Raw genomic sequence first — 16,441 nt, 5'->3', positions numbered from 1 at the left:
GTCAGTAACTCAGCCCCAGCCCGAGCCCGCTGGTGATGTGATGCGCGAGCAGAAAACAGGTGGCGACGAACACCACCCACCACACCCCGACCGCCACCACCCCCCGCCGCCAGATCCCCACGACGACGACCAGCAGCCCCCCGAAGATGAGCGTGTCCATGGCCGGGACGCTAGCGGGCGGGGGGTGGGGGAGGGGGGAGATTGCGGGGGGACGCGCGGGGGGTGCCTCGGGAGGGTGTACGGGGCGGATTCTCTAGAGTGCTGACCGTCAGGTGGCTCGCCCGGGGCGCCACAGATGGTCGAGGGAGCTGCTGTGAGGCTCGAACTTCCGCCGGAACCGGTGTACTTCGTCAACCGCGGCGACGAGCTGGAACGCGCGGTGCGCGCCGTGGCGGAATGGCGGGGCCGCTCCCGCCCGCTGGTCCTGTCGTTGAGCGGACCGGACGGCCTGGGCAAGACGGAGCTGGCCGCCCTGCTGGCCCGGACTCTGATGGAGAGTCACTCCTTTCCGGACGGTGTGCTGTCCGTCGACCTCGACGACTTCCGGGTGGACGGCGTCCTCGATCCCGGTGATGTGCTCTCCCAGCTGCTGATCTCCCTCGACGTGGCACCGGACCAGGTCCAGGCCCCGTACGCGGCCCGGTGCAGGCAGTACTGGAACAGGACCTCCGAGGCGAAACTGGTCCTCCTGCTCGACAACGCGCGTTACGCCTCCGAGGTCGTCCCGCTGCTCCCGGCGTCGGGCGCCAGCGTGGTGATCGTGACGAGCCACGGTCCGCTGCACGACCTCGAAGGCGGCGCCGCGGTGGATCTGGCGCTGCCGCCCCTGGAGGAGCAGGCGGCGGCGGAGCTCCTCGAACTGATCGCCCGCGATCACCGGCTGTCCGCCGACCCGGCGACGGCGCGGGCGGTGGTCCGGCTGTGCGACGGCCTCCCGGCGGCGCTGCACGTGGCGGGCCGGTGGGTGCGCGCGCACCGGCTGCGCCCGCTCTCCCGTATCCTCGCCGACCTCCGGGCCGAGTGGGACGAGAAGGGCGTGTCCGGCGTGGAGCACATCTGGGACACGGCCTACGCCGATCTGTCCCGCCCGGCGGCGCTGCTCTACCGGCTGCTTCCGCACCACCCCGGTGAGACGTTCACGCTCCACTCCGCCACCGCGCTGTCCGGACTCGGGCCGGACGTCTGCGAGGACGCCCTGGAGGAGCTGGACCGGGCCGGGTTACTCGACCTGCGGCTGCTGTCGCTGACAGAGTCCGGCCAGCTGAGGCTGCCGGGACCGCAGCGCGGGCACGCCCTGCGCCGGTCCCGCCGCGACGCGGCCGAAGGAGAGGTGGCCGAGGCGCAGGTGCGGCTGCTGCGCTGGTTCGTACGGCAGGCCCAGCTGGCCGACCGGTTCGCGGCCGGCCGCCGGCTGACCGTCGTGGATCTCTTCGACCCCGTTCCTGGTGCGCCGGATGTTCCCCTGGAGGACCCGGAGACGGCCGCGGACGCCGACGTACGGGCCGAGCGCGCCGAACGTGCCGCGCGCTGGCTGGCGGAGGAGCGCCATGTGCTGTTCGGCTGCTCGCGCCTGGCCCACGGCCGGGGGATGGACACAGAGGTCGTGGCCCTGTCCGAGCCGGTGTGGACGCATGCGCTTGACCACCCCCACCAGTCCGAGGTGACCGAGCTCTTCCGGCGGACCGTCGATTCGGCCGTACGCCACGGGGGAAACGCGGGATGGCTGGTGCGTACGCGCTGCCAGCTGGCCAGGCCGCTGTGGGAGGCGGGCGAGCTGAGTGAGGCAGAGGCGCAGCTCACCGCCGCGATGTCCGCCTGCCGTCTGCTGGAGGACTCCGAACGGGACCGCAAGCTCGCCGCCTCGGCCGTCGAGCACCACGGCATGCTCAAGGGCGCACGCGGTGAGTGGAGTGCGGCTCTGGCGGACTTCACCGCCTCCCGCGATCTGCACCGGGCGATCCCCAACCCGTACGGCGTTTTGCTCCAGACCTATCGGATGGGCGAGGCCCACGCGAAGACGGGCGACCTTGAGGCGGCGCACGTCCTGTTGCGTGAGGCGCACGCGGGATTCGTGGCGAAGAACCGCGAGCGGCTGACCGGGCGTTCGGCGTTCGCCCTGGCGGGCGTCCTCCACCGGCTCGGGCGTACGGCCGAGGCCCGCGAGCTGTACGAGCAGTCGCTGGCGCGCGCCGGCCGGCGCCGCTCGGGCTTCGACGGGGCACGCGTCCACGACGCCCTCGCCGAGCTGGACACGGCCGAGGGGAACCTGGCGGATGCCGAGGAGCACCGCATGGCGGCCCAGGCCCTGCGACGGCGCAACGGCCTCGCCTAGATCACCTGCGTCTCTTCGGCGTCCGTGGCCGGGCGGAAGGTGACGGGAAAGGCCCGTTCACCGATGAGGCAGGACATCCGGGCGGTCCCTGCTGGACAGGTCTGAGGGGAGACCAGCCACGCGTGCACGGCCGACAGCGCGACGGCCGGGTCGAGTCGTACGATCCGGCCCTCCTCGGGCAGCGGCTCGATCTCGACGGCGTACGTCCGCGCGTGACCGCGGACGCGGAGCAGGCAGCGACCGGACGGCAGCAGCACAGCGGCCGAGCGGCAGTTCGGATAGGCGGACAGGGCGTGCCGGGTCCACCCGTCGGCGGTCCACGCCAGATCCAGCGGGGCCGTGGACGCCGGGAGCGGGCGACGGTACAGCAGGCCCGCGGAACGGGCGAGGCGCTCATCGGCGGCGCCGTGCTCCACCGCCAGGTGGTGGCCGGGCGGCCCGGTTCTCGCCGGGTGCCGACTGATCCGTACGCCGTCTGTCGTCATCTCCACCCGTACGTCGAACGCGGCGGGGACGCGCGCGGCGGGCGCGGGCGGGGGCAGCAGCCGGGGTGCGACGCGGTGGGCGGGCGGCGCGAGACCGAGCAGGGCGTAGACCTCGGTGCGCAGGAGGCCCGCGGCTTCACCGTGGCGCGCGAACGCCAGCTGAGCGGCGGCCCGCGCGGCACCCGGCCGATACGCCCGCAGCGCGTCGACGATGTCCTCGGCGCGCCCCAACCGCGGTACTCGGCGCAGGAGTACGTCCATGGGGCTGCCGGGGATCAGCTCGCCACCGGTGTGGTGGACACTCACGACGGGGCGGTCCTGAGCGGCGCAGTAGTACAGCGCAGCCGAGCCGTGGTCGGTGACCAGGCCATCGGCGGCGATCAGCACCGAAGCCCAGTCCTCGTACGGATCCGGGAGGACCATCCCCGCGTCGAGGGCGGGCGCCAGGCGTTCGGCCAGCTCGTACGTCCCGAGCAGGCTGCGTTCGTTGGGATGGACGATGAGCGCCAACTGGTACTGATCGTAGGGTAGTTGGGCGGCAAGCTGGGCGGGGAGGCCGGGATGCCGCCGGATGAGGGACTCGGGCCCCCACGTGGAGACCAGCACCAGCAGCTCGCGGGCTCCGGTGCCTAGCGCGGCCCGGTAGCGCTCGCGCAGGGACGACGAGGCGAGGACGCGCTCCAGGGTGGGATCGCCGATGACCTTCGCGTGCCGGGCGGCCTGCGGATTCGTGGCGGCCAGCCGGGCGATCTGCTCGGGATGGGCGAGGGCGTGCAGCGCGATCGGCGCGTGGTGCTGGTTCCGTCGCAGGTACGCCGGGTCCAGTCCGGACGCCGAGTCGGCGGAACCCTCCCCGGGGATCGACTTGTTGAAGCCCGCGCCGTGCGGCAGGAGCACCTGCGGACCGCGCAGCAGACGCAGATCGCCTTTCGGGCTGGCGACGACCACCAGGTCGTACTCCTGCCCGCCGGCCTCGCTCCACGGGACCGTGCGGCCCCCGAGGGCGTCGATCGCGGAGAGGGCGTCGGCTGCGAAGTCGGAACCGGGGACGAGGGTGAACAGGCGGGTGATCCGCTCGTCACCGGAGAAGACGGGGAGAACGTCGAGCAGCCGGTACAGGGCTACGGCGGACCGAGCCGCGAAGAGAACAGTCCGCCGGTTGCCGGTCGTCCGCCGGTCGCCGGTCGCCCGTCGCCCGTCGCCCGTCGCCCGTCGCCCGTCGCCCGTCGCCCGTCGCCCGTCGCCCGTCGCCCGTCGCCCGTCGCCGGAAGCGTCCAGTCTACCGATGTCCGGAGGGCGGGGAGGGCTGTTTCCGCAGGTCGGAGCGGGTTCGTTCACGTCGTCGGGCGACACGCCCCGATCCTATCGCGGGCCGTTCGCAGCCCTCCGGGAGTGATCCGCGCCGCACCTTCGGCAAGGGGGTGCGGGAGGCCTCGGCCGATCGCGAGGATGGCGGCATGAGTGACTGGGGAATCGCGCTGATCGCCGCGGGGTCGGCGGTCGCGGGCAGCGTCGTCACCGGCTGGTACGCCCGCAGCGCCGGCATCCGCCAGGCCACCGCGGCCCGGCACGCGGGCGACCGCCAGGCGGACGCGCTGCTCGAATCCGTACGCATGACCCTCAGCGCCGAGTCCGGCCACCGGGAGTCCGCCCTTCGCCGCCAGACGTACGCGGAGTTCCTCGGCGCCGCGGAGACCAGAATCCTCACCGAGCGGAACGGCCGGGGCCAGTCCGACGAAGACGCCCAACTGCAACGCGCCTTGGGCGGGGTACTCCTGGAAGGCCCCCCGGAGGCCGCAGAGGCGGCCCAGCACCTCGTCGACTCCCTACGCCGCCACGAGCGCCCGGACGAACTGAACAGAGCGAAGCTGGCGTTCGTGTCGGTGGCACGGGAGTGCTGCCGGCCGCGGTGACGGGCCGGGCAGAACAGGCCCGGCGCGGTAGTCACGCAGTTAGACACGCAGCAACAGCCAGAGGCCCTCTCCCCGAAGGGAAAGGGCCTCTGGCCTTGTACTCAGCTGTCGGGGTGGCGGGATTTGAACCCACGACCTCTTCGTCCCGAACGAAGCGCGCTGCCAAGCTGCGCTACACCCCGATGTCACCGGTTGTCGCGGCGACGTCGTTTACTTTAGCCCACCGGCGGCCGGAGACGAAATCCGGTTTCGGGGGGCCGTCAGGCGCGGGGTGTCAGGGTCAGCAGCGTGGCCTCCGGGGGGCAGGCGAAGCGGACCGGGGTGTAGCGGTTCGTGCCGCAGCCCGCCGAGACGTGCAGGTAGGCGCGGTGGCCCGCCGACTCGTGGGTGGAGAGGCCCTTCACCCGGTCCGTGTCCAGGTCGCAGTTGGTGACCAGGGCCCCGTAGAAGGGGACGCACAGCTGGCCGCCGTGGGTGTGGCCGGCCAGGATCAGGGGGTAGCCGTCGGCGGTGAAGGCGTCCAGGGAGCGCAGGTACGGGGCGTGGACCACCGCGATCGACAGGTCCGCGTCCTTCTCCGGGCCGCCCGCCACCTTCTCGTACCGGTCCCGCTTGATGTGCGGGTCGTCCAGGCCCGTGAACGCGAGCTCGAAGCCGCCCTCCAGCTTGAGGCGGCCGCGCGCGTTGCTCAGGCCGACCCAGCCCGCCGTGTCGAACGCGTCCCGGAGCTCCTCCCACGGGTTGTGCACGACGCCGACGGCCGGCGGGTTGCCGTTCAGGCCGTGCTTGCCCTGGACCTTCTCCAGCAGGTAGCGGGCCGGGTTGCGCAGCTTCGGGCCGTAGTAGTCGTTCGAGCCGAAGACGTACACCCCGGGGAAGTCCATCAGCGGGCCCAGCGCGTCCAGGACCTCCGGCACGCCCTCCGTGTCCGACAGGTTGTCGCCCGTGTTGACCACGAAGTCCGGGCGCAGCCCCGCCAGCGACTGGAGCCAGGCGCGCTTCTTGCGCTGGCCGCCGACCATGTGGATGTCCGAGACCTGGAGTACGCGCAGCGGCCGCGCGCCGCGCGGCAGCACCGGGACCGTCACCCGGCGCAGCCGGAAGGACCGGGCTTCGATGCCCGCCGCGTAGGCGACGCCGGCCGCTCCGATCGCTGTGATGGCCGCCGTCGTCTTCAGAGGAATCCCGTATCGCGCGCGCATGCGTCCATCGTTGCAGACGTACGTACTCCTACGGCCTTCGCGGGTGGTTCGCGGACTTCCCGTACGCCCCTGCCCGCGCCCCGCGTACGCCCGGACCCGCGCTCCCGGCGCGAAACCGGCACGCGCCCCGGGTGGGCCACCTGCCACACTGGGCGCATGACCACGCTCAAGGCCACGCTCAAGGACGACCTCACCACCGCCATGAAGGCGCGCGACCAGCTGCGCTCGTCGACGCTGCGACTGACCCTCACCGCCATCGCCAAGGAGGAGGTCGCGGGCAAGAGCGCGCGCGAGCTCTCCGACGACGAGGTGCTGCAGGTGATCGCCAAGGAGGCGAAGAAGCGGCGTGAGGCGGCCGAGGCGTTCGATCAGGGCGGCCGGGCCGAGTCGGCGGCGAAGGAGCGGGCCGAGGGCGAGATCCTCGACGCGTACCTGCCCAAGCAGCTCTCCGACGACGAGCTCAACGTGATCGTCGCGGAGGCCGTGGCGGAGGCCAGGGCCGCGGGCGCCGAGGGGCCGAAGGCCATGGGTGCCGTGATGAAGATCGTGAAGCCGAAGGTGGCCGGGCTCGCGGACGGCGGCCGGGTGTCGGCGGCCGTCAAGAGCCTCCTGGCGGGCTGACCGGGCTGACCGGGCTGACCGGGCTGGCTGGTCTGGCCGCGCTGACCCGGGCTGGCCGCGCTGACCCGGGCTGGCCGCGCTGACCCGCGCTGGCCGGGCCGCGGGACGTCCTCGGGGCTCCGCCCCGGACCCCGCGGAACGCCTGCCCGCACGGGCGGACGGCGCAGGTCGCCGCCCCTGCGCGCATACGACGAAGGGGCGCCCGGGATCACCCGGGCGCCCCTTTCGTATGAACGGGGACATAAGGGCCTACGGCCAGTTCCCCCCGATCGCCCCGTCCGTCGCCCCGCCGATCACTCCCGGCGGGATCGAGATGCCGGGGTTGGGCGGGACCGTGATGCCGCCGCCCGGCTTGTTGTCGCCGGGGCGGTGCTTCTTGCCGCCCTTGCCCCTGGGGGTGGGGTTGGGGCCCGCGTCGCCCGCCGGCGGGGTCGCGGGCTGGGGGTCGGGGATGTCGACCCGGACGAAGTTGGGGGCGGGCTGGCCGGAGAGGGCGCCGGTCATGGCGTCCTTCCAGATCGGTCCGGGGACCTCACCGCCGTACACCTTCTCCTTGTACACGCCGCCGATCGTGATGTTCTCCATCTCGACGCCCTGCGTCGGGCTGCCGACCCACACCGCGCCCGACATGTTCGGCGTGTAGCCGACGAACCAGGCGTTCTTGCGCTGGTCGGTGGTACCGGTCTTGCCCGCGTTGTCGCGGTCGGAGAGGCCCGCCAGCGCACCCGTACCGGAGTCCGTCACACCGCGCAGCAGCGTGTTGATGCTGTCCGCCGTCGTCTGGGACATCGCCTGGCTGCACGAGGACTTCGGCACCGGCAGCGCCGTGCCGTCCGCCTTCTTGATCGACTCGATGGCGACCGGCGTGCAGTACGTGCCCCGGTTGGCGAAGGCCGCGTACGCGCTCGCCATGTTCAGCGGGGAGATACCGGTGGAGCCCAGCGTCAGCGCGGACGGCACCATCGGGAGCTTCGCGCCGTTGCCCTGCACCACGTGCAGCTTGTCCGTCATCTGCGACACCGGGCACATGCCGATCTCGCCGAGCATCTGCACGAAGTACGTGTTGACGGACTTCTCCATCGCCGTCTTCAGCGGGTACGGCCCGTGCTCGGACTCGTTCTCGTTCTCCAGCGACTCGTTGCGGACGTTCACCCACGGCTTGGCGCCGCACGTCTGCACGGTCGCCGGGTACTCCATCTCGTACGGCGACGGGTACTGCTGCGTGGGCGGCTTGCCGCCCTCGATCGCGGCGGCGGCCAGGAACGGCTTGAAGGTTGAACCGACCGGGAAGCCGTAGTTCGAGCCGCCCATCTGCTTGTTCACCGAGAAGTTGATCTGCGTCTCGTGGTTGCCGAAGCCGTACGGCCGCGACTGGCCCATCGCCATGATCTTGCCGGTGCCGGGCTGGACCAGCGTCACGGCCGTGGCGACCTTGTCCGACTGGTAGACGTGGTCCTTGATGGAGGCCTGGGTGGACTGCTGGGCCTGCGGGTCCAGGGTCGTACGGACCGTCAGACCGCCCTGGTTCCACAGCTTGGCCCGCTCCTCCTTGGTCTTGCCGAAGACCGGGTCGGAGAGGAAGACCTCGCGCACGTAGTCGCAGAAGAAGCCCGCGCCGCTGACGGCGGTGATGCAGCCGTTCTTCGGCTTGGCGACCTTCAGCTTGATCGGGGCGGCCTTGGCGCGGTCCGCCTCGGCCTGCGAGACGTCCTTCATGTCGGCCATCCGCTGGAGCACCGTGTCACGGCGCTTCTTGGCCTCCTGCGCGTCGTTGACCGGGTCGTACCGGCTCGGCGACTGGACGATGCCCGCCAGCATGGCGGCCTCCTCCAGCTTCAGGTCCTTGGCCGACTTGGAGAAGTAGCGCTTGGCGGCGGCCTCGACGCCGTACGCCTGCTGCCCGAAGAACGTGATGTTGAGGTAGTTCTCCAGGATCTTCTTCTTGCCGAGCTCCTCCTCGACCTGGATCGCGTACTTCAGCTCCTTGACCTTGCGGCCGAGCGTCTGCTGGGTGGCCTCGGCGACCTTGTCGGGGTCGTCGCCGGCCTCCTCCACGAAGACGTTCTTCACGTACTGCTGGGTGAGGGTGGACGCGCCCTGGGCCACCCCGCCCGACGTGGCGTTCTTGTTGAGCGCGCGCAGCACGCCCTTGAGGTCGATCGCGCCGTGCTCGTAGAAGCGCGAGTCCTCGATCGCGACGATCGCCTTCTGCATGTACGGCGAGATGTCCGCGAGCGGGACCACCGTGCGGTCGCGCGAGTACACCGTCGCGATCTGACCGCCCTTGGAGTCCAGGATCGTGGTGCGCTGACTCAGCGGCGGGGTCTTCAGATTGGCGGGGATCTCGTCGAACCCCTCGACCGTGCCCTTCGCCGCGAGCCCCAGCGCGCCGAACGCCGGCAGCGCGATGCCCGCGAGCACGGCTCCGGAGAGCACACTCACCCCGACGAACTTGGCGGCCTGCTGGGTCCCGGTCAGACCACCGCCCGAGCGCTTCTTTGCCATGGGGGCAGCCTACGTTCTGATTCGCCGGACACGGGTCAATGCTCTGGCCTAAGCTGCCCTCAACTGTCACAGCAGTGCGGTCGTGCATCAAGTCGATGTTTATCGCTGTTCCCCTCGCGCAAGAGGGCGGCTGTCCGGATTCGCCGTCCGTTTACGCCTCATGCGTCATCAGGCGTCCGTTGTGGCTCAACTGGAACGTCCCGCTTGGTCGGGTTTGTCGCGTTTGCCCCCGGCTCACTCCGTTGGGTGATCTGCCGCGTACGCATAGTCCGTTCGGGCCATTCAAGATTGGGCCCGAAGGGGGTGTTGCGCTGTGCCCACCTTCCGTAACGTCCTCAACTGGCAGCGGTGAATATGCCTCTGCCGCCGTGGGGGAGCCTCGATTCGGGAGAGGACGGCGCCGGCATGGGCTGGGTAACCGACTGGAGTGCGCAGGCAGCCTGCCGCACTACCGATCCGGACGAACTGTTCGTACAGGGTGCGGCTCAGAACAGGGCGAAGGCGGTGTGCACCGGATGTCCGGTGCGGACCGAGTGCCTCGCGGACGCACTGGACAACCGCGTCGAATTCGGCGTGTGGGGCGGAATGACGGAACGGGAGCGCCGCGCACTGCTGCGCCGCCGGCCCACCGTCACGTCCTGGCGGCGTCTCCTGGAGACGGCGCGTACGGAGTACGAGCGCAGCACGGGCATCCTGCCCGTGGGCATCGACGACGAGGAGGCGTACGCCTACCGGCACGCCGTGGACGAGACGTACGCGGCCGTGGGGTAAGCCCCCGCACGTACGAGCACGTACGTAACCAGACGTATCAGAGCGCTCCGGCCGTCTCTTCCTGGGCCGCGAGCCGTTCTCCGATGGCCCGGAGCCCGGCGAGATCGTGTACGTCGCCGGGCAGGGCGGCCACTTCGGCCACCGGGACTTCGGGGTGGAGTGCGGTGAAGCGGTCTCGGGTGCGCTGCTCGCGGGCGAGCACCTGCATCCGCTCGGCGTGCAGGCGCAGCAGACCGGCGGTCAGCCGGTCGACCGACACGCCGTCCTCGAGTGCGCCCCTTGCGCTGTCTTCGGGTGCGCCGTCCACGGAACCGGTGGGGGAGGGAGCTTCGGGAGAGGAACCACCGGTGCCACGATCCTCAGCCTTCCCGGACCTCTGATCGACAATGCGGCCGTCGACAAGATTTTCCCCACGGCCCTCGCCACGGCTCTCGTCCTGGCCCTCGCCCTGCTCCTCCTCCAGGTGCTCCGCCGCCGCGAGCGCCCGCTCGGCCGACAGCCGGGCCGCGCCGCTGCCGTGCACCCGGTTCAGTACGAGCCCCGCCAGCGGCATCGCGTCGGCCGCCAGCCGCTCCACGAAGTACGCGGCCTCGCGCAGCGCGTCCCGCTCCGGCGCCGCGACCACGAGGAACGCGGTGCCAGGGGCCTGGAGCAGCCGGTACGTGGCGTCGGCGCGGGTGCGGAAGCCGCCGAACATCGTGTCCATCGCCGCCACGAACGTCTGGACGTCCCGCAGCAGCTGCCCGCCGAGGAGCTTGCCGAGCGTGCCGGTCATCATCGACATGCCGACGTTGAGGAACTTCATCCCGGCCCGGCCGCCCATCTTCGCGGGGGCCATGAGCAGCCGGATGAACTTGCCGTCCAGGAACGACCCCAGCCGCTTCGGCGCGTCCAGGAAGTCCAGCGCCGAGCGCGACGGCGGGGTGTCCACGACGATCAGGTCCCACTCGTCGCGGGCCCGCAGCTGGCCCAGCTTCTCCATCGCCATGTACTCCTGCGTGCCCGCGAAGCCGGCCGACAGGGACTGGTAGAAGGGGTTGGAGAGGATCGCCCGGGAGCGCTCCGGGTCCGCGTGCGCCTCGACGATCTCGTCGAAGGTCCGCTTCATGTCGAGCATCATGGCGTGCAGCTCGCCGTCGCCCTCGACGCCCTTGACCCGGCGCGGGGTGTTGTCGAGCGAGTCGATGCCCATGGACTGGGCGAGCCGGCGGGCCGGGTCGATGGTCAGCACGACCACCTTGCGGCCCCGCTCGGCGGCCCGCAGCCCCAGGGCCGCCGCCGTCGTGGTCTTGCCCACGCCGCCGGAGCCGCAGCACACCACGATCCGCGTCTTCGGGTCGTCGAGCAGGGGGTCGATGTCGAGCGGCGCGGCCTTGTCCATGCTCACTTGCCCACCCCGGAGTTCCGCAGCTCGGCGGCCAGGCGGTAGAGCCCGGCCAGATCCATTCCCTCGCCGATCAAAGGCAGTTCGTGCACGGGCAGCCCCAACTCGCCCACCACCGCCCGCTGTTCGCGCTCCAGCTCCACCCGCTCGGCGTGCTCGGCGGCCTCCTGGAGCAGCGGGGTGACCAGCTTCGCCGAGCCGGTGACGCCGGCCCGGGTGAGCGCCTTGGCGACCTCCTTGCGCCGGTCGCCGGTGACGCCCCGGACCGCCTCCTCGTCGAGCAGGTGCGGGCGGAGCATGTTCACGATGACGGCGCCGGTCGGCAGGTCGGCGGCGCGCAGCTCGGCGATCCCGTCGGCGGTCTCCTGGACCGGCATCTCCTCCAGGAGCGTCACCAGGTGCACGGCCGTCTCGGGGGACTTGAGCACCCGCATCACGGCCTGCGCCTGGTTGTGTATCGGGCCGATCTTGGCGAGGCCCGCGACCTCGTCGTTGACGTTGAGGAAGCGGGTGATCCGCCCGGTGGGCGGGGCGTCCATGACCACATGGTCGTACGCGTACCGCCCCTGCTTGTCCTTACGCCTGACGGCTTCGCACGCCTTGCCGGTCAGCAGGACGTCGCGGACGCCCGGGGCGATGGTGGTGGCGAAGTCGATGGCGCCGAGCTTCTTCAGGGCGCGGCCCGCCGAGCCCAGCTTGTAGAACATCTGGAGGTAGTCGAGCAGGGCCCGCTCCGCGTCGATCGCCAGCGCGTGCACCTCCCCGCCGCCCGGCGCCACGGCGATCTTCCGCTCCTCGTACGGAAGGGTCTCCGTCTCGAAGAGCTGTGCGATGCCCTGTCTGCCCTCGACCTCGACGAGGAGCGTGCGCTTGCCCTCCGTCGCGAGGGCGAGCGCGAGGGCTGCGGCGACCGTGGTCTTGCCGGTACCGCCCTTGCCGCTGACGACCTGGAGCCTGCTCACATCGTCGAGCCTAACCAGTCGCCCGGCGGCCTACGCATGAGGCTGCCTCCGGCAGCGGATACAGTCGGCCCCATGACCAAGTGGGAATACGCGACCGTGCCCCTTCTCGTGCACGCGACCAAGCAGATTCTGGACACCTGGGGCGAGGACGGCTGGGAGCTGGTCCAGGTCGTTCCCGGGCCGAACAACCCCGAGCAGCTGGTGGCCTACCTGAAGCGGGAGAAGCAGGCATGAGCGGCGCGGTGGAGGCGAAGCTGGCCGAGCTCGGCCTGACGCTGCCGGAGGTCGTGCCGCCGCTGGCCGCGTACCAGCCGGCCGTGCGGTCGGGTGTGTACGTGTTCACGGCCGGGCAGCTGCCGATGGTCGAGGGCAAGCTCACGCTGACGGGCAAGGTGGGCGCGGAGGTCACGGCCGAGGAGGCGAAGGACGCGGCGCGGATCTGTGCGCTGAACGCCCTCGCGGCCGTGAAGTCGGTCGCGGGTGACCTCGACCGGATCGCGCGCGTCGTGAAGGTCGTGGGCTTCGTGGCCTCGGCCAGCGACTTCACGGGCCAGCCGGGTGTGATCAACGGGGCGAGCGAGCTGCTTGGCGCGGTCCTGGGCGACAAGGGTGTCCACGCGCGCAGTGCGGTCGGCGTGGCGGTCCTTCCCCTGGACGCGCCGGTCGAGGTCGAGCTCCAGGTCGAACTGGTCGAGTAGTTCGTACGTTTGCGGATCGTGCGGGGTTGCTCGCGCAGTTGCCCCCACCCCGCCCCTTCCCGAAAGCCCTTGGCGGGCGGCCGGGTGCTTTGTCCGCGGGCCGGTGGCGGGCTGGTCGCGCAGTTCCCCGCGCCCCTAAAAGGGCCGTTGTTTGTCTGCGGGCCGGTGGGGGTTGCTCGCGCAGTTCCCCGCGCCCCTGAAAGGGCCGTTGTTTGTCTGCGGGCCGGTGGGGGCTGGTCGCGCAGTTCCCCGCGCCCCTAAAAGCGGGTGGCTGAGCTGGGGTTCCCGGCTGCGGCCGACTACCTAAGGGGCGCGGGGAACTGCGCGACCAGCCACCCTCGGGCCGCAGGCGAAGTCCGGGCAAAAAGGGGGCCACCGGGCCGCAGGCGAAGTCCGGGCTCAGCAGCCGCAGGAGCGGCGGATCACCAAGCGGGACGGGAACTGCTTCAGGCGTTCCCGGCGCGAACCCGCCACCCGCAGCGCATCGTCCAGCACAAGATCCACCGCCGCCCGGGCCATCGCGGGCCGGTCCGAGGCGACCGTCGTCAGGGGCGGGTCCGTGAGGCCCGCCTCCTTCACGTCGTCGAAGCCCGCCACCGCCAGCTCCCCCGGCACGTCGATGCGCAGCTCCCGCGCCGCCCGCAGCACACCGATCGCCTGGTCGTCCGTGGAGCAGAAGATCGCCGGGGGCCGCTCGGGCCCGCCCAGGATCTCCAGCGCGACCCGGTACGCGTCGTACCGGTTGTACGGCGCCTGGAAGAGCCGCCCCTCCACCGAGCGCCCGGACTCCAGCATCGCCCGCCGCCAGCCCTCCACGTGGTCCGCCACCGGGTCGCCGACCGCCGGGGTCGACTCGACCCCGCCCAGGCACGCCACGTACGCGTGGCCGTGTTCGAGAAGGTGGCGGGTGGCCAGCTGGGCGCCGCCGATGTCGTCGGTCACGACGGCCACGTCGTCGATCGCCTCCGGCCGTTCGTGGAGCAGCACCACGCGCGCGTCCCAGGCGTCGATCTCGGCCGCCGCGCGCTCGCTGGGACCCTGGCTGACCAGGATCAGACCCGCGACCCGCATCCCGAGGAACGCCCGCAGATAGTGGACCTCGCGGTCGTCCAGATAGTCGGAGTTGCCGACCAGGACCATTTTCCCGCGCTCGGCCGCCGCCTGCTCCACCGCGTGCGCCATCTCCGCGAAGAACGGCTGGCGCGCGTCCGGGACGATCATGCCTATGAGGTCCGTGCGCCGGGAGGCCATCGCCTGGGCAACCCGGTCCGGCCGGTAGCCCAGCTCTTTGATCGCGGCGAGTACCCGCTCGCGCGTGGCCGGGGCGACCGGCCTCGGTCCGTTGTTGATGACATAGCTGACGACCGCGGTCGACGTACCCGCAAGTCTCGCCACATCATCCCGCGTCACCTTGGCCACGAGCGGGAGTCTACGCGGGGTGACCTACCTCTGGGCAGGGCGTACGGAGGCTTCCTCCGGCTCCGCGGCGGCCGGGACCGGTGCGGAGGCCACGGATTCCGCGGCCGCCTTGGCCTTGGCTTCTTCCGCCGCCCGCTCGACCTTCTCCGGGGTAACGAAGCGGTAGCCGACATTCCGGACGGTGCCGATCAGCGACTCGTGCTCGGGGCCGAGCTTCGCCCGCAGCCGCCGTACGTGGACGTCGACCGTCCGCGTACCGCCGAAGTAGTCATAGCCCCAGACCTCCTGGAGCAGCTGCGCGCGCGTGAAGACCCGGCCGGGGTGCTGCGCCAGGTACTTCAGGAGCTCGAACTCCTTGAAGGTGAGATCCAGCACCCGGCCCTTGAGCTTGGCGCTGTACGTCGCCTCGTCCACGGAGAGGTCGCCGTTGCGGATCTCCATGGGGGAGTCGTCGGAGGTGATCTGCTGGCGGCCCATCGCGAGCCGCAGCCGCGCCTCGACCTCGGCGGGACCCGCGGTGTCCAGGAGCACGTCGTCGATGCCCCAGTCGGCGGTGACGGCGGCCAGACCGCCCTCGGTGACCACCAGGAGCAGCGGGCAGCCGGGGCCGGTGGAGCGCAGCAGCTGGCACAGGGAGCGGACCTGCGGCAGGTCGCGGCGGCCGTCGACGAGGATCACGTCGGCACCGGGGGTGTCCACCAGGGCCGGGCCCTCGGCGGGGGCGACCCGCACGTTGTGCAGCAGCAGGCCGAGCGCGGGAAGCACCTCCGTCGACGGCTGGAGGGCGTTGGTGAGGAGCAGCAGAGAGCTCATCGCGCCCCACCTGCCAAGGTCGTCGTCGGTTTCTTCGGATGATCGTGCACGGTCTGCTCGCCCATAACGTCGGTTCCTCCTCGGTCCCTGCGAGGACGTTTACGGCACTGCTTTACGCCAAGGCTCCCGCGCCCTGAGAGCCTTTGTTCACCTGCTCGTAACAACGAACAGGAAACGCAAAAGGACCCGGGGGCTGCGCTGCCCGGATCCTCTGCCCAGCAGAATAGCCCACATGAGTTCCGGGGCAGAGGGCCGATTTCACACTGTGGATGTTTCCTCGATCACTGGAGGACCGCGGCGCGCAACTCTGCGCACCTCGGACGGTGTGCCGATCGAGGCGGTCCACGACCCCTGTACGGCGGGTCCGACGGACACCGCGATCGTGGTCGCGCACGGTTTCACGGGCTCTGCGGCCCGGCCCGCGGTGCGGCGGGCGGCGGGGGTGTTCGCCCAGTACGCGGGCGTGGTCACGTTCTCGTTCCGGGGCCACGGGGGCTCCGGCGGGCGCTCCACGGTCGGCGACCGCGAGGTGCTCGACCTGGCGGCGGCCGTGGAGTGGGCGAGATCACTCGGCTACGCGCGCGTGGTGACCGTCGGCTTCTCGATGGGCGGCTCGGTGGTGCTGCGGCACGCGGCGATGCACAAGGGGCTCACGGAGGCGCGGACGGATGCCGTCGTCTCCGTCAGTGCGCCGGCCCGTTGGTACTACCGGGGGACCGCCCCCATGCGGCGGCTGCACTGGCTGGTCACCCGGCCCGCCGGGCGCCTGGTCGGACGGCTCGGCTTCGCCACCCGGATCGACTCCAAGGAGTGGTGCCCGGTGCCGCTCTCGCCGGTCGAGGCGGTCCCGCTGATCGCGCCGACCCCGCTCCTGATCGTCCACGGCGACCGCGACCCGTACTTCCCGCTCGACCACCCCAGGATGCTGGCGGCCGCCGGACCTGCGCGGTTGTGGCTGGAGGAGGGCATGGGGCACGCGGAGAACGCGGCCGGCGAGGAGCTGCTGCGCCGGATCGCGCAGTGGCTGTCGGTGGCGTAGCCCATCATGGGGGACGACGAAAGGAGGGTCGCCATGGCAGCGGGAACCATCCGCTTCTGGGCCGCGGCCAAGTCCGCCGCCGGTGTCGCGGAGGAGCCGTACGAGGCGGCCACACTGGCCGAGGCGCTGGCCGCGGTGCGCGAGCGCCACCCCGGCGAGCTGACCCGCGTACTGCTCAGGTGCTCGTTCCTGGTCGACGGTGACCCCGTCGGGACGCGCGGGCATGAGACCGTACGGCTTGCCGAGGGCGGCACGGTCGAGGTGCTCCCGCCGTTCGCAGGAGGGTGACCCCCACGT

At 71.5% G+C, this 16,441-nt stretch carries 16 protein-coding genes and 1 tRNA gene; 8 read left to right on the top strand and 9 right to left on the bottom strand.

The features are described from left to right. Nucleotide 1 precedes the first annotated feature (1 nt). The gene (locus BX283_RS40675) at nt 2-160 is read right to left on the bottom strand and encodes a DUF5993 family protein (protein WP_180357206.1); all 159 of its coding nucleotides are present in this window, start codon (nt 158-160) and stop codon (nt 2-4) included. A 153-nt stretch (nt 161-313) separates the two neighbouring features. Here BX283_RS40675 and BX283_RS20290 point away from each other — a divergent pair, with 153 nt between their 5' ends. After that, nucleotides 314-2,332: a tetratricopeptide repeat protein gene (locus BX283_RS20290; RefSeq protein ID WP_101388981.1), complete on the top strand. Its 2,019-nt coding sequence runs from the start codon at nt 314-316 to the stop codon at nt 2,330-2,332. Here the strand turns inward: BX283_RS20290 and BX283_RS20285 are convergent. Beyond that, entirely contained in the window at nt 2,329-3,927 is a 1,599-nt protein-coding gene (locus BX283_RS20285) for a translation initiation factor 2 (RefSeq protein WP_101392475.1), read from the bottom strand. The two genes, BX283_RS20290 and BX283_RS20285, sit on opposite strands and share 4 nt — an antisense overlap. 347 nt (nt 3,928-4,274) lie before the next feature. Here BX283_RS20285 and BX283_RS20280 point away from each other — a divergent pair, with 347 nt between their 5' ends. Continuing rightward, complete coding sequence (locus BX283_RS20280) at nt 4,275-4,730, top strand: hypothetical protein (protein WP_101388980.1); 456 nt, start codon at nt 4,275-4,277, stop codon at nt 4,728-4,730. Between the two features lie 108 nt (nt 4,731-4,838). On the opposite strand, the gene BX283_RS20275 is transcribed toward BX283_RS20280, so the two are convergent. Both BX283_RS20275 and BX283_RS20270 read right to left on the bottom strand, forming a co-directional pair. Further along, nucleotides 4,839-4,912, bottom strand: a tRNA-Pro gene (locus BX283_RS20275). Nucleotides 4,913-4,990: 78 nt separating this feature from the next. Then, nucleotides 4,991-5,932, bottom strand: a complete 942-nt coding sequence (locus BX283_RS20270) for a metallophosphoesterase (RefSeq protein ID WP_101388979.1) — start codon at nt 5,930-5,932, stop codon at nt 4,991-4,993. A 156-nt stretch (nt 5,933-6,088) separates the two neighbouring features. On the opposite strand from BX283_RS20270, the gene BX283_RS20265 reads away from it, so the two are divergent. After that, a complete protein-coding gene (locus tag BX283_RS20265; protein ID WP_101388978.1) occupies nt 6,089-6,553 on the top strand; it encodes a GatB/YqeY domain-containing protein in 465 nt (154 codons plus the stop codon). Between the two features lie 249 nt (nt 6,554-6,802). Here BX283_RS20265 and BX283_RS20260 read toward each other — a convergent pair whose 3' ends face one another. After that, a complete protein-coding gene (locus tag BX283_RS20260) occupies nt 6,803-9,058 on the bottom strand; it encodes a transglycosylase domain-containing protein (RefSeq protein WP_101388977.1) in 2,256 nt (751 codons plus the stop codon). A gap of 405 nt (nt 9,059-9,463) precedes the next feature. Between BX283_RS20260 and BX283_RS20250 the strand changes: the two genes are divergently transcribed. Then, entirely contained in the window at nt 9,464-9,829 is a 366-nt protein-coding gene (locus BX283_RS20250; RefSeq protein ID WP_180357204.1) for a WhiB family transcriptional regulator, read from the top strand. A 37-nt stretch (nt 9,830-9,866) separates the two neighbouring features. On the opposite strand, the gene BX283_RS20245 is transcribed toward BX283_RS20250, so the two are convergent. Then, nucleotides 9,867-11,210 carry an ArsA family ATPase gene (locus BX283_RS20245; RefSeq protein ID WP_101388975.1) on the bottom strand — a complete coding sequence of 448 codons (1,344 nt, stop codon included), beginning with the start codon at nt 11,208-11,210 and terminating at the stop codon, nt 9,867-9,869. Between the two features lie 2 nt (nt 11,211-11,212). Continuing rightward, nucleotides 11,213-12,175 (bottom strand): ArsA-related P-loop ATPase, encoded by a 963-nt coding sequence (locus BX283_RS20240; protein WP_101388974.1) that lies wholly within the window; start codon nt 12,173-12,175, stop codon nt 11,213-11,215. Between the two features lie 72 nt (nt 12,176-12,247). Here BX283_RS20240 and BX283_RS20235 point away from each other — a divergent pair, with 72 nt between their 5' ends. Both BX283_RS20235 and BX283_RS20230 read left to right on the top strand, forming a co-directional pair. Then, nucleotides 12,248-12,409 (top strand): DUF4177 domain-containing protein, encoded by a 162-nt coding sequence (locus BX283_RS20235; protein WP_003975360.1) that lies wholly within the window; start codon nt 12,248-12,250, stop codon nt 12,407-12,409. Beyond that, nucleotides 12,406-12,873, top strand: coding sequence for a RidA family protein (locus BX283_RS20230; protein WP_101388973.1), 468 nt, complete (start codon nt 12,406-12,408; stop codon nt 12,871-12,873). Before BX283_RS20235 ends, BX283_RS20230 begins: the two co-directional genes overlap by 4 nt. A 399-nt stretch (nt 12,874-13,272) precedes the next feature. Here BX283_RS20230 and BX283_RS20225 read toward each other — a convergent pair whose 3' ends face one another. Together BX283_RS20225 and BX283_RS20220 are read right to left on the bottom strand one after the other, a co-directional pair. Further along, nucleotides 13,273-14,292, bottom strand: a complete 1,020-nt coding sequence (locus BX283_RS20225) for a LacI family DNA-binding transcriptional regulator (RefSeq protein ID WP_101388972.1) — start codon at nt 14,290-14,292, stop codon at nt 13,273-13,275. A gap of 24 nt (nt 14,293-14,316) precedes the next feature. Further along, entirely contained in the window at nt 14,317-15,105 is a 789-nt protein-coding gene (locus BX283_RS20220; protein ID WP_101388971.1) for a response regulator transcription factor, read from the bottom strand. A gap of 232 nt (nt 15,106-15,337) precedes the next feature. On the opposite strand from BX283_RS20220, the gene BX283_RS20215 reads away from it, so the two are divergent. Then, nucleotides 15,338-16,144, top strand: coding sequence for a S9 family peptidase (locus BX283_RS20215; RefSeq protein WP_101388970.1), 807 nt, complete (start codon nt 15,338-15,340; stop codon nt 16,142-16,144). 33 nt (nt 16,145-16,177) lie between these two features. Then, nucleotides 16,178-16,432 carry a MoaD/ThiS family protein gene (locus BX283_RS20210; RefSeq protein ID WP_101388969.1) on the top strand — a complete coding sequence of 85 codons (255 nt, stop codon included), beginning with the start codon at nt 16,178-16,180 and terminating at the stop codon, nt 16,430-16,432. Nucleotides 16,433-16,441: the final 9 nt, after the last annotated feature.

Source organism: Streptomyces sp. TLI_146, assembly GCF_002846415.1.
Classification (GTDB): domain Bacteria; phylum Actinomycetota; class Actinomycetes; order Streptomycetales; family Streptomycetaceae; genus Streptomyces.
The sequence above is the reverse complement of the archived record's forward strand: the minus strand, read 5'-3'. Positions and strand labels throughout refer to the sequence as shown.